This is a genomic window from Murdochiella vaginalis (genome assembly GCF_902381775.1).
In the GTDB taxonomy this organism is placed as follows: domain Bacteria; phylum Bacillota; class Clostridia; order Tissierellales; family Peptoniphilaceae; genus Murdochiella; species Murdochiella vaginalis.
In genome coordinates, this window is sequence record NZ_LR698969.1 from 586,115 (window position 1) to 598,736 (window position 12,622).

Genomic DNA, 12,622 nt, shown 5'->3' on the forward strand with positions numbered 1-12,622 from the left:
TTTCCCATAACAAGAAAAAACCATTGACTCATTTGCACGATGCAGTCTACACTCTTTGGTAACCGAAATTCACAAAGCAAAGAAATAAGACAATTTCCAAGCAGCAAATCCCTATATCAGGAAAAGGACAGGACAAAAACAATGGAACAAGATTGTGCTATTAGAAATGAAAAAAAGGCCTTTCGATATCGAGCAGCCGCCATTATCGTCGAAGACAATTGCGTGTTGTTTGCAGGAAATGAAGTAGATGATTATTTCTATTCTGTAGGGGGAGCCGTCCACATGGGAGAGACGGCCGAAGAAGCGGTGAAAAGAGAAGTTTTGGAAGAGACGGGCGTTTCCTATGAAGTGGATCATCTGGCGTTGATCCATGAGAATTTTTTCATTGGCAGTTCCGGCTTGAAAGGCGTCGAGTTCCATGAGCTTGCCTTTTATTATTGGATGAAACCAATGGGCAAAAGAGTGTTTATGAGTCAAAGCCGTACCATGTCCGGGGTGAAAGAGACGATGTATTGGATACCAATTGATGAACTGGATAAAGTTCATGCGTATCCATCGTTCATGAAAGAATTTCTTCAAACACCGCATACAGGTGTTGCACATATTATTACGGATGAAAGGGTGTAACGTTTCGTTTCAGAGGAAAGTATAACATGCTTCGCTTTGCTGGTATGATAGAGCAAAGATATTGGATAGATACTAGAGGATGGGAAAGGTATTACAGTAACAGGTTACATCATGATAATCGATAGCTACGATAAAGATACCGAGGCGGTTATAAGCCTAAAAGATTTCTACGGCGAAAAGAAAAAGGGAATCGAAAAATGTTTGATCACATTTTCAAAAAGCATACTGGACTATATGCTTGAACAGTTTGCATGCCAAGAAATCGGGAAGGTAAACTCTTGCAATGGCGCAATGCCGATATATAAAAGCGAATATAAAGGGCAAGAATTTGCCTTCTACTTATCGAGGATAGGATCCGCTCCGGCGTCTTCGCAATGTGTAGAAGTGAACTGGCTTACCGGTGCCAATCAATTTATTATGTTCGGCTCCTGCGGAAGTTTAGACAGGGAAAAGACTTTTGGAAAGTATATCATTCCGACTGAGGCCTATAGAGGTGAGGGGGCTTCTTATTATCATGCGGCTCCTTCCGACTATCTGACCATCCGTAACCACGATAAAGTGGAAGCGTTTTTTAAGAAAGTAAAAGCTCCCTATACGAAAGGCAAAGTCTGGACGACGGATGTGATGCTTCGGGAGACGCGCGGGCTTGTCGCAAAACGAAAGTCGGAGGGATGCATCGCCGTGGAGATGGAGCTTGCCGGGGTACAGGCGGCCTGTGATTTTTATGGATTTGAACTGTATCCTTTTCTCGAACCCGGAGATGTCTTAAATGAGAGTTCTTATGAAGTGGAGGGGCTTCCTCGTGCCAACCATGATATGCAAAAGCTCTATTTGGCGTTACAACTACTATTAGAGATATAAAGAAGGGGACGCGAAAAGGATTGAAAGTAGGGGAGTCTTTTATTCCGATAAACAACCTTTTATTATTCCGATGAAGGGCAAAGAGACAAGTCGACTGGCGATTCCCCCACGCCGCCTACGTAAAAATCAGAGCCGCGCCGCGATGGCCTTCGACAATGCGGAATAGGCAGCGTAAGAATCGATGCCGTTACAGAAAACGGTGGGCACGAATTTGCCTTGTGATGGTTCTTTATTATATCGTTGAAATCGACTCAAGGTTCGCCGGAGCCTTGAGCCGATTGTTAACGTCGGGCTTGTCAACGCATTTCCTTTTTTCCAAAAGAGGTTATGGAAATCCAAAATACGAATAGAAAAAGGAGAACAGCACACGGCAAAAACGGAACAAGGGAAAAGCTGTTGTGAATTCCCGTTGTCGTAAAAGCATGCAAAGAGCAAGTAACCAAGTAACCACTGTAACAATACGGATAGGCGAACCAAAGCGGCGTATTGGCCATTAAGATGCTGGGAAGGACAAGAAGGATATTCAACCCGATGGTCACGAAGGCCTTATCAGAAAGAACCGTAATCGCCCACATGATCGTTAGGCTCGGAATCATGGTAAAAAAGAGCGCACAACACCATTTCAGTACATACAGCACTGGAAGAGGCTCGATAATTCCTGAGCTGGCGGCTGCAAAAAGTCCGGCTATCACAAAGACGACAAGAAATACGATGATCTCCATAAGTAGATATGATACCAGCACACAAAATTTGGCGGCAGAAAGCGAATGTCGGCTAATTGGCAATGCCAACATCTTTAGCATCCCATTATTCTCGGCTTCCCGTCCTGCAAGCATCACGCAAATGACAATCATGCTGAGCGGAAGCAGATAATACGAATAGAGTAGGGCACTTTGAATAAACATAGCCGCCCATGCGTTGGTATATTCCGGAGTAAAGTACCTGTGAAGACTTGCCACGCCCGACACGATCACAAGCAGAGGGGCAACAAAAAGCAAAGGCAGTATTTTACTTCTCTTGACTTTCAAAAATTCGATTTTCAACAGTTCAAAAAAGTGCATTCTACGCCCTCCTTATTCATAGTGTAGGTGCGCAGCGGTCCATAATCCGGAAACGAAAAACAGAACGGTTTCGATCACGGATAGGAGAGCAATTACCCTGTCGGGCCGCGCACTCATGGCAACTGCAGGTTTTAGCATTACAACAAAAGGAGATGCCATAACAAGTAGACAGTCGGACGAAGCTAACGCCATGCTGCTTAAAAAACCTACGACGCCAATTCCCAGCGGTATCCAAATATTTTCAAATTGTGATGATACCAAAAGCATAAAGGCCAATACCGGCATGGACGTAATAAAGGAATAGCCTGTAAACGATAGCAGGGCACGGGCCTCAAATGTGCCTTGCGGTAAAACGGTTAGCCCGATTTTTGCCAGTGCGAGATTTTGAAGGCCAACCGCCAGAAGCAGCAAAACGGTCATCAGCAAAAATTTGCATAGATACATCGTTGAAACGTGCATAGGCAGCATATACATTTTTTTTATGGCATTGCCTTTCCATTCCATGTTGTATTGTATGCAGGCTACGACGATAAGAGCGAACATATTAAATACCACAATCATGCCGTATAGTTGTGTAAGAAGCATATCCATAGGTGCAAGAGGCAGATGTAATAAAGCATCTTTTCGCACTATGAAATTTATACATGCGTAGACCGCTCCTAGGATGCCTGCAGCGATCATGATAGGAATAAAGCCTGTTCGCTTGCATTTTCGAAGTTCGATTACAAGAGTTCTCATAGTTTTGCCCTCTGCTTGCTGGCGGCATTATCTTTCTCAATCATGGATAGGAACATCTCCTCCAAATTATCCGTTGCAAACCCGGATTGCAGGGCATGTTGACGTAGTTGTTCCAGACTACCTTCGAATAACAAGCGCCCGTGATTCAGTATTCCGACGTCATCTGCCATCAGCTCGATTTCCGATAGCATGTGAGAAGAAATCAGGATGGTACAATCGTAAAGATCCGGCAAGGATGTAATCAGGTTTCGAATCTCGTGTATGCCGGACGGATCTAGGCCATTTGTCGGCTCATCCAAAATTAAAATCGGCGGTCTGCCAAGCAATGCCCCGGCGAGTCCTAGCCGCTGTTTCATGCCCAAAGAATAGTGCTTTGCAAGACGATCGCCAAACTCGGAAAGACGTACTAGTTCTAAGGCATCTTCCACAGCACTTTGTGGTAATCCTAAAATACGACGGATGATGTCAAGATTTTCTCGTCCGGTCAGATTGGCATAGAATGACGGCGACTCAATAAACGAGCCGATTTCTTTTAAAATGGATATGCGATCTTTCGGGAACTGTTTCCCATCGATGGTAAAGTTTCCTTTTGTGGGAGCGGTCAGCCCTAAGAGCATTTTCATGGTAGTCGATTTTCCGGCTCCATTCGGACCAAGAAAACCGTAAATGCTGCCTTTCCGAATATGCAGCGAAATTGCATTGACCGCAACAAAAGATTTGTATTTTTTTGTTAGATGTTCGGTTGTGACAATATGGTTCATAGCAATATCTCCTTTCATGGAGATAGGATATGGCACTAACCTTACGACAAGATTCTCTCTTCCTTACATCTACCTTACATTGGCCAAGGAAGGCAAAAAAAATGTCTATTTACATGGCATAATATAGGAAAAGGAGGATGTATCATGAATTCCGATGGCTATTTGCTGCAAAAAAATATCCTGCTAGTGGATGATGAACAGGAACTTTTAGATATGGTCGTTTCCATCCTGAACGAATACGGATTTCATCATATACGGACTGCTAAAAGCATGAAAGAGGCAATCCAAGTGATACAAAAATACCGTCCGGAATTTTCTATCTTAGATGTGATGCTTCCGGATGGAAGCGGCTTTGCTCTCATGGAGCAGATAAAACGATATAGCGATTGTCCTATTTTGCTTCTTACCGCTTGTGGAGAAGAGCACGATCTGTTTAAAGGGTTCGCCTTGGGCGCGGATGATTATATTGTTAAGCCATTTCTTCCCAAAGAATTGCTGTTTCGTATCATGGCAATTTTACGGAGAAGTTACAAAGGGGAAAGCCCGGTCGTGAAACTGAAATACAGTCAGATTAATTTTTCCGCGGCGGAAGTCATAAAAGATAACGAACATATTCCATTGACGGCAAAGGAGCATGACGTGCTTTCCGTTCTGCACCGAAACGCAGGGCGTATTATAACGATGGATGCATTGTGTGAGGCGGCATGGGGAGATAATCCATTTGGATATGAGAATTCATTAATGGCACATATACGACGTATTAGAGAAAAAATAGAACGAAATCCTTCACAGCCCGTTTCGCTGATTACCGTCAAGGGATTAGGATACAAGCTGATTGTGGAGGAGAAGTAGTATGACAAGCATACCGAAGCTTATACATCGTTTTGTTGGCATTTTTTTGCTCGGTTCCGTATGCATCGTCGTATTAAATGTCATTGCATTTATTGTACTTATGGCTAACAATGTTCCCGATAAAGAGGCCTCTCCTTACAACATAGCAAGAGAAACCGGAGCAGCTTTGCAATTGTCCGCAGACGGCAAGTACGTTTTATCCGAAAAAATATCTTCGATTTTGACCGATTCCGGCGCATGGGCGATTTTGATTGATAATGCGACACACCAAGTCCTATGGAAAACGCCAAATGTTCCGGCGACGATTCCGGATCGCTATAAAGTGTCCGATATCGCTGATTTAAGCGTGGGCTATCTTAACGGCTATCCCACATATACAGGCGACCATGCACAGGGAGTAGTCGTCCTAGGATTTCCCAAAACAAGCTTTTGGAAACATACACAACCCAGTTGGAAGTACAGCCTTATTTCGCATTTTCCACAGATGGCTCTCAGTGTGCTCGGTATTAATGTTTTATTCCTTCTGGGAATCTATTTACTGGCAAATATAAAGCTTCTTAAGTCCATCAATCCGATTACCAAGGGAATACAGAACTTATCCGATGGAAAGCGCGTGCATCTTCCAGAAACAGGAACGCTTTGCGAAATATCCGCCCATATTAATGCCGCCTCCGACATCTTGCAGAAACAAAAAGAGCAATTACGAAAAAAGGAGATGGCACGGGTAAATTGGATCGCAGGGGTTTCCCATGATATTAGGACCCCGCTATCCATGGTTATGGGGTATGCTGGACAATTGGAAAATTCTCCTCGGCTTTCAGAAGCCGAACGTAAAAAAGCAACGAGGATTATAAAGCAAAGTGAGCGAATGAAGAATTTGATTCAGGATCTGAATCTGGCTTCCAAGCTCGAGTATACGATGCAGCCCATTCAGAAAAAAGAAGAAAACATAGTTGCCGTCGTTCGTCAGGTTGTTGTGGATTTTATGAACATGGGTATGCCGGAGGGCTTTTCCATACAATGGGAGACAGATGAGGAATTGACCGTTTGTAATAGCAACGTAGATAAAGTTCTACTAAAACGAGCTGTCGCAAATCTCATACAAAACAGCATCATCCATAATGAAAACGGGTGTACGATCTATGTATCCGTTTCTGTGCATCAGTGCCAAAGCATTATCCGTGTTGCGGATGACGGCATAGGGGTTTCCGATGAAATATTGGAACAACTGAATCATACGCCGCACTATATGCTCTGTGATACCGGCACTTCCGAACAACGACATGGCTTGGGGTTGTTGATTGTACGGCAGATTGTCGATGCGCATAATGGTACGGTTGCCATAAAAAAAAGCGAATGCGGTGGTTTTCTTGTTACTATCACTATACCGATTGATGAGCACGGAGCCACTTTTAAGGAGGAAAAACAATGGGAAGAACGATCAAAGTGACCGGAAAGGGCAGCCTTTCGGTTAAGCCGGATACCATTTGCTTGGCTATCGAGGCGGAGGGCGTTTACTCGGATTATGAAAAAACGATACAAGAATCCGCAGACCAGACAAAAGTATTGAAGGAATCCTTGGAAAAATCCGGTCTTTTCGGAAAGGATCTCAAAACAAAACATTTTTCCATTCAATCCGAATATGAAAGCTATCGGGACAAGAACGATGACTATAAGAGAAGATTTATAGGCTATAAGTTTGAACATCATACCGAAATTACGTTTCCCAATGACAATCGACAGCTCGGTCGCACACTGTATGCACTGTCTCATTGTCCCGTGGAAGTCGAATTTACCATCCATTACACCGTCTCCCATCCGGAGGATGTTAAAAACGAGCTTCTTAAGAAAGCCGTTGCCGATTCTCGAGCGAAAGCGGAGATTTTGGCCGAGTCCGCAGGGGTGAAACTGGGAGAGATTGAACGCATTGATTATTCATGGGGAGAGTTACAAATCGTTTCGCACCCTGTTGAGGGGTTCATGACAAAATCCTTACTTGCCACACCCGACGACTCTTACGACATCGATATTGAAGCGGACGATATTGATGTGGATGACACCGTGACGATCGAATGGAGCATGGAATAGAAAGGGCTGGCGCGCATTGACATTGCGCATTGGCTTTTAGGAAAAGAAGAGTAAAAAATCTCTTTTACGCGTTCATGTTATTCTACGTTGCTTGTAGCAACGGCCTGTCGTTCTTACACTGAGGATAACAACGAAAGAAAGGTGGTTATACTTATGTTGAGCGATAACATTCGATCGATCAGAAAATCGAAAGGGCTGTCACAAGAGGAATTTGCGATCAAGCTATACGTGGTAAGACAGACTGTGTCCAAAGGGGAGAGGGGCCTATCGGTTCCCGACTCCGAAATGCTGATCCATATCTCAGAAATTCTCGAAACACCTGTGAGCGTTTTACTCGGTGAAACGAAGACGGAGACCGAGGAACCGCTTCATGATTTGAACGTCATTTCTGAAAAACTGGAAGTCATTAACCTGCAGCTGGCACGCGCCAAGGAAGCGAAACGAAGAGTTTTACATGGGCTGTTTATCACATTCGGTGTGCTCCTTGTGCTCATCGCTGCCGTTTTGATTGCGAAAGAGAGTTCCTATTTGCAATGGAATTTCCATGATCCGGAAACGGCAGTCGTCGGCACATTCCTTCATGCGTTTGAATGGCTCTTCGTCCGATTGGCTCCGGTTGCTTTCATCGGAGCGGTTGTTGGGATTCTATTAACAAAACCGAGGAAGTAAGAACGCTTAACTCAGACAAAGGCGTGTAGAAACTCCTGAATCGCCAGATAGATGGCACCGAGAATCACCGAGCGGTGATGAAAAACGGAGGGGATGATTTCTATGTTTTGTTTGTAGGTGGTGGTGGTCATATCAGTGAGCATTTGTGTATAGGGTGCGATATGGTAGGCGAGGTCGCTGTTAATTATGATTTGCTCCGGTGCTATGGTTTTCATAATATGATTCATTAACAGCGCCATATATTTGAGGTCACGCTGAATCGTTTGTTCGGCGCAAGCATTTCCTTGCTTATATTCGTGGATAAGGTCCGTAACCGTGGTGATGGGGGTACGCGCAATGCTATTGTAGAAGGAGAGGATGGCTCCTTCCGAGCAATATTGTTCAAAACAACCCTCATTGCCGCAGTTACAAGGCTTTCCGTCGGGGACGATTACGACATGCCCGATTTCCCCTGCATATCCATTTACTCCTTGTAGGAGATGCCCGTCGATAATGATTCCCGCACCGAGACCGCTTCCAACGTTTACCGCTACGAGGTTGCGCACATGCGAATTGTATGCTTCACAAAGCGCAGAGGCATTGGATTCATTGAGCAGATGGACCGGAAGCGAAGGATACCGCGTCGAAACGGCACGGAAAAGATCCAATTTGTAAATATCGTAATTTGGGGTGAAACGAATCTTTTTTTTGTCAACAATTCCATGAATGGAGAAGGCAACCCCAAGTAGACCGCCTTTATACGCTTTTGCTGGAGATAGCTGCGCATCGATGATTTTCGAGATGTATTGCATTGCGTTTTCTTTCGACACATCAACGAGTTGTTCTCCATAATCTATGATATTTAATTGTAGGTCACATAAGGCATACGTGATTTTATGCGGCGCCAGATCGATGCCCAAACAGAGGCCGTATTGATAATTGATTCCCAAGCAGATCGGCTTGCGCCCCCCTTTCGTCGTCGAATCGCCTGTGCCGTTTTCACGGATGATCTCACAGTCCAGCAACTGATTAGCGTACTCCGAGATCGACGATTTGTTTAGCCGTAGTTTTTGGGCCAACGCAGAACGAGAGATGTTGGGATGTTTATAAAGTGTCGTTAAAATTTCTACTTCATTGGATACATGCTCAGTCATCGATTCCTCCAACCAGATCCTATCCGGGTTGCATCCGACGTATTCTTGACAACACAAAACACAGAGTCTATTATTAAGTTAGTTCGGAATCCGGAATAACTAAAACAAGCTTAGCTATAGATTAATCCGTTCGTAAGATGTCGTCAAGGAGCGCCTAAGAAGAGGTAGCCATGCAGTCCTATATTCTTGAAAATGAAAAAATGCGGGTTACGGTATTGGATTATGGCGCGCGTATTACGGAAATCTATCATAAAGCGTTGAACAGAAATCTGGTGCTTTCGTATGCGACGCCCGAAGTGTATCGTCAGGATGTCAATTATCTGTGTGCGACAATCGGCCCCAATGCCAACCGTTTGGCGCAAGGTGTTTTTTTCCTGGAAGGGAAGAAACATCAGTGGGAAAGCAATGACGGAAAAAACAACTTACACAGTGGCAAGTACGGATTGGATCATGTCACGTGGAAGGGGGCTGTAGAGGAGAACCGTCTGCGTTTTTTTACGACACAGGAAAAACCTTTTCCTTGTGCGTATGAGGCGGTTTTTACTTTGGAGGGCGAAAGCCTGTCGGTGGAGTATTTTGCGGAGCCGAAGGAACCGGCGCTGTTGAATTTAACGAATCATACCTATTTCCGTCTGGATACGAACGAAACCGTATTGGATTATTCGCTGCAGCTGTACGCGGATTTTTATACGCCTTTCGAGGAAACCGGCATCCCGACGGGAGAAATTCGACCGGTACAAGACAGCTGTTTTGATTTTCGCAAGGCGCGTACGTTGCGCGCCGCGCTGTCGGAAAACCCGAAGGACTGCGGGGGCTATGATCACAACTTCGTGTGCACTACGTCCGGCCTTTCTCCGATGGCTGTCATTCGCGCGGAAGATCTCTCTCTCCGTGTTTCATCCACCGCGTCCGCTTTCCAACTCTATACCGCGGGAAATTTTATGTGGCAGGGAAAACGTAGTCCGTTTGCGGCGATTTGCATTGAGCCGCAATACACACCCAACAGTATCAACGTTCCCTATTTTGCGCAGCCGGTGTACGACGAAAAGCATCCCTTTTACCAGAAGAATGTCTATGCCTTTTCACAAAAGGCGCAATAACCAAGGAGGAAACCGATGTTTCAAAATCCAGTGGATCGTAGGCACACCGATTGTGCCAAGTGGGACGAACTGATTGAAAACACAGGCGAAAAAGACGTTCTTTCTTTAACCGTCGCGGACATGGATTTTCGGGTTGCCCCGGAAATTACGCGGACCATTATCACTGCGGCAAATCACGGCATTTATGGCTATACAAATGTGAGTGATCGCTACATTGACCTCACCCAACAGTGGATCCGGAAGCACTATCACTGGATGCCGGAGCGCGAATGGATTGTCTATTGTCCTCGCATTATCAATGCGCTGTGTCAGATTGTTCAAAATTATACGAACCCAGGCGATTCGATTCTCATTACAACGCCGCTATATGATCCGATCCAGGGTGCCATTCGTTTGAATGATCGGAAGATCGTGGCCTCTTCCCTCGTGCGGGAAGCGAACCGCTATGTCATTGATTTTGAAGATTTTGAGAAGAAGCTACAAAGCGGTGTTAAAGTGTTTATCGCAGTTTCTCCGCACAATCCGACCGGGCGCGTCTGGACGGAGGAAGAGGTGCGGAAAATGGTCCGGTTGTGCAAAGAAAATGACGTGCTGATCGTTTCCGATGAGGTACATGCCGATTTTATCTGGGAGGGTGCGTTCACCGGTTTCGGACAGTTTTTTGAGGAATATGACCAGATGATCATCGGCACGTCCGCTTCCAAAACATTTAATATTCCGGGCATTGAAGCAGCAAGCATGGTCATTAAGAACCAAGCGTTGCGCGAGAAATTTATACATTGCCTGCGCAGCGCCGGGTTCCATAATCCGAATTATTTTTGCAACCCCGCCGTGGAAGCGGCTTACGGCGAAGGGGAAGAGTGGCTTGCCCTTGCCAAACAGGTGATATTGGAAAATCGAAAGTTTGCGCTTGCTTTTCTTGATCAGGAATGCGCCCCCTGCAAGGCGATTCCGGGGGAAGGAACTTTTCTTTTGTGGGTGGATTATTCCGCACTCGGCATTGCCGAGGATGTCTGGAATGATACGTTGCTTCACAAGGGAAAAGTCGCCTGTTCGATGGGAGGAAGCTATGGAGAAGAAGGCCGCGGATTTTTCCGCATCAACCTGGCGCAGCCGCCGGTAATGTTCAAAGAGGCGTTGACGCGAATCAAAAAATGTGTGGAGGGTATACGAAAATGAAGGGAAGAGTAAAAAGAAAGCCTACTGTCGCTCAGGCATTGGTCCCTATTTTAGGGATGCTTGTCATACTCGGCATCGGCATCGGACTGTTGGGACTTCCGGCGGAGCCGCTCATCGTTTTGGCGGCGGTTGTTTCGGGGGCAATGGCGATTCATCTTGGCTACAGTTATGATGAAATTATGGAGGAAATTTCCGAGAAAATCGCTAAAGTTTGGGGCGCATTGCTCATTTTAGTCATTGTCGGCTTCATGATTGGCTCGTGGATGCTGGGCGGTACCATTCCCATGCTCATTTATTACGGCCTGAAGCTGATTAGTCCGCAGTATTTGGCGCTGACCGCGTTTGTGGTTTCTGCCATCGTTTCGGTGATGACCGGAACTTCTTGGGGTTCAGCAGGTACGATTGGCGTAGCCTTTATGGGCGTGGCCATCGGCATGAATGCCAATCTGGCGTTGGTGGCCGGCGCGGTGGTATCGGGAGCGTACTTCGGTGATAAGCTGTCCCCGCTGTCGGACACGACGAACCTGGCTTCTGCTGTTTGTGGAGTGGATCTTTATCAACATGTGTACAATCAGTTATGGACGACGGGAGCTGCCGCCGTTTTATCCTGCATTGTATATACGATTTTGGGGCACGTCAGCACGACGGCGAATGTGGGCGTTCCGGAAACCGTTCAGGTCCTCACCGGAACGTTGGACTCCATGTATTCGTGGAACCTGTTTTTCCTCGTTCCCTTACTGATCGTTTTGATTGGGTCGGCGACGCGCAAGCCGACGATTCCGGTCATGCTTGCAGCATCAGTGGTTGCCTTGATCAATGCGGCGATTTTCCAAGGGGCAAGTCTGCAAAGCATCGTCGAAACGACGCTGAACGGATTTAATGTTTCCATGCTGGGCTTCGACGAGGCGGCGGTTTCTCCCGACTTGATCCGTCTGTTGCATCGCGGCGGCATGATGGCAATGATGAATACCTTATTGATTGCCGTCTGCGCCATTTCCTTTGCCGGGACGATGACGGTCACCGGTGCATTGGATGTTTTGATCTCGAAATTGCTGACGAAGATTCACAACACCTTCCAGTTGGTCGGGGCGACCATCATCACTTGTCTCGTAACGACGGGCGTGACCAGCAACGGGCAGGTGTCCATCCTGATGCCGGGCGAAGCGTTTCGCTCCGCTTATATCCAGCGTGGGTTGCATCCCAAAGTACTCTCCCGAACCCTTGAGGATTCTGTGACCTGCACGGAGTGCTTGATTCCGTGGACGGCCGCCGGCGCCTATATGGCGACGACGCTGGGCGTGCCGACCTTGAGTTACCTGCCCTTCGCGATTCTGAATTACAGCGGCATGATCTTTGCGTTGATCTGGGCGGCGACAGGCATCGGCATTACAAAAATTGACCCGAAGACGTTTGAAGCGGAAGAGACCAAATAGAAGACCGGTGATTGAAAGCTCGGAGCTAAGCAGTTCCGAGCTTTTTATAGAAGGAAAAGTGGGCTTTCCGCAGGAAAACAAGAGGTTATATTGGCGGTTGCCGTTGTTTTCGATATTGTT

13 protein-coding genes are annotated in these 12,622 nt (G+C 46.2%); 9 read left to right on the top strand and 4 right to left on the bottom strand.

Going from position 1 to position 12,622, the window contains the following annotated elements:
* The first annotated feature begins 141 nt into the window (after positions 1 to 141).
* Positions 142 to 627: an NUDIX hydrolase gene (locus FXY30_RS02540; protein ID WP_071705166.1), complete on the top strand. Its 486-nt coding sequence runs from the start codon at positions 142 to 144 to the stop codon at positions 625 to 627.
* Between the two features lie 111 nt (positions 628 to 738).
* Entirely contained in the window at positions 739 to 1,488 is a 750-nt protein-coding gene (locus FXY30_RS02545) for a nucleoside phosphorylase (protein ID WP_071705167.1), read from the top strand.
* Positions 1,489 to 1,784: 296 nt separating this feature from the next.
* Here the strand turns inward: FXY30_RS02545 and FXY30_RS02550 are convergent, their stop codons facing one another.
* The 3 genes from FXY30_RS02550 to FXY30_RS02560 are packed head-to-tail and all read right to left on the bottom strand — an operon-like array spanning position 1,785 to position 4,048.
* Positions 1,785 to 2,549: an ABC transporter permease gene (locus FXY30_RS02550; protein ID WP_071705168.1), complete on the bottom strand. Its 765-nt coding sequence runs from the start codon at positions 2,547 to 2,549 to the stop codon at positions 1,785 to 1,787.
* 12 nt (positions 2,550 to 2,561) lie between these two features.
* Positions 2,562 to 3,287, bottom strand: a complete 726-nt coding sequence (locus tag FXY30_RS02555) for an ABC transporter permease (protein ID WP_071705169.1) — start codon at positions 3,285 to 3,287, stop codon at positions 2,562 to 2,564.
* Positions 3,284 to 4,048 carry an ABC transporter ATP-binding protein gene (locus FXY30_RS02560; RefSeq protein ID WP_071705170.1) on the bottom strand — a complete coding sequence of 255 codons (765 nt, stop codon included), beginning with the start codon at positions 4,046 to 4,048 and terminating at the stop codon, positions 3,284 to 3,286. The genes FXY30_RS02555 and FXY30_RS02560 overlap by 4 nt, the downstream gene beginning before the upstream one ends.
* A 144-nt stretch (positions 4,049 to 4,192) precedes the next feature.
* On the opposite strand from FXY30_RS02560, the gene FXY30_RS02565 reads away from it, so the two are divergent.
* The 4 genes from FXY30_RS02565 to FXY30_RS02580 all read left to right on the top strand — a co-directional run bounded on the left by FXY30_RS02565 (position 4,193) and on the right by FXY30_RS02580 (position 7,657).
* Positions 4,193 to 4,900, top strand: a complete 708-nt coding sequence (locus tag FXY30_RS02565) for a response regulator transcription factor (protein ID WP_071705171.1) — start codon at positions 4,193 to 4,195, stop codon at positions 4,898 to 4,900.
* Position 4,901: 1 nt separating this feature from the next.
* Positions 4,902 to 6,350, top strand: coding sequence for a sensor histidine kinase (locus tag FXY30_RS02570; RefSeq protein ID WP_071705172.1), 1,449 nt, complete (start codon positions 4,902 to 4,904; stop codon positions 6,348 to 6,350).
* A complete protein-coding gene (locus FXY30_RS02575) occupies positions 6,329 to 6,988 on the top strand; it encodes an SIMPL domain-containing protein (protein WP_071705173.1) in 660 nt (219 codons plus the stop codon). The genes FXY30_RS02570 and FXY30_RS02575 overlap by 22 nt, the downstream gene beginning before the upstream one ends.
* Before the next feature lie 153 nt (positions 6,989 to 7,141).
* Positions 7,142 to 7,657 (top strand): helix-turn-helix domain-containing protein, encoded by a 516-nt coding sequence (locus tag FXY30_RS02580; RefSeq protein WP_071705174.1) that lies wholly within the window; start codon positions 7,142 to 7,144, stop codon positions 7,655 to 7,657.
* Between the two features lie 11 nt (positions 7,658 to 7,668).
* On the opposite strand, the gene FXY30_RS02585 is transcribed toward FXY30_RS02580, so the two are convergent.
* Positions 7,669 to 8,790 (bottom strand): ROK family transcriptional regulator, encoded by a 1,122-nt coding sequence (locus FXY30_RS02585; protein ID WP_071705175.1) that lies wholly within the window; start codon positions 8,788 to 8,790, stop codon positions 7,669 to 7,671.
* A 170-nt stretch (positions 8,791 to 8,960) separates the two neighbouring features.
* Between FXY30_RS02585 and FXY30_RS02590 the strand changes: the two genes are divergently transcribed.
* From FXY30_RS02590 to nhaC, 3 genes are read left to right on the top strand one after another with little or no spacing between them, the layout of a single operon-like run.
* On the top strand, positions 8,961 to 9,890 hold the full coding sequence (locus FXY30_RS02590) for an aldose epimerase family protein (protein ID WP_071705176.1): 930 nt from the start codon (positions 8,961 to 8,963) through the stop codon (positions 9,888 to 9,890).
* 15 nt (positions 9,891 to 9,905) lie between these two features.
* Complete coding sequence (locus FXY30_RS02595; protein ID WP_071705177.1) at positions 9,906 to 11,069, top strand: MalY/PatB family protein; 1,164 nt, start codon at positions 9,906 to 9,908, stop codon at positions 11,067 to 11,069.
* Complete coding sequence (gene nhaC, locus FXY30_RS02600) at positions 11,066 to 12,502, top strand: Na+/H+ antiporter NhaC (RefSeq protein ID WP_071705178.1); 1,437 nt, start codon at positions 11,066 to 11,068, stop codon at positions 12,500 to 12,502. Before FXY30_RS02595 ends, nhaC begins: the two co-directional genes overlap by 4 nt.
* The last annotated feature ends 120 nt before the right edge of the window (positions 12,503 to 12,622 follow it).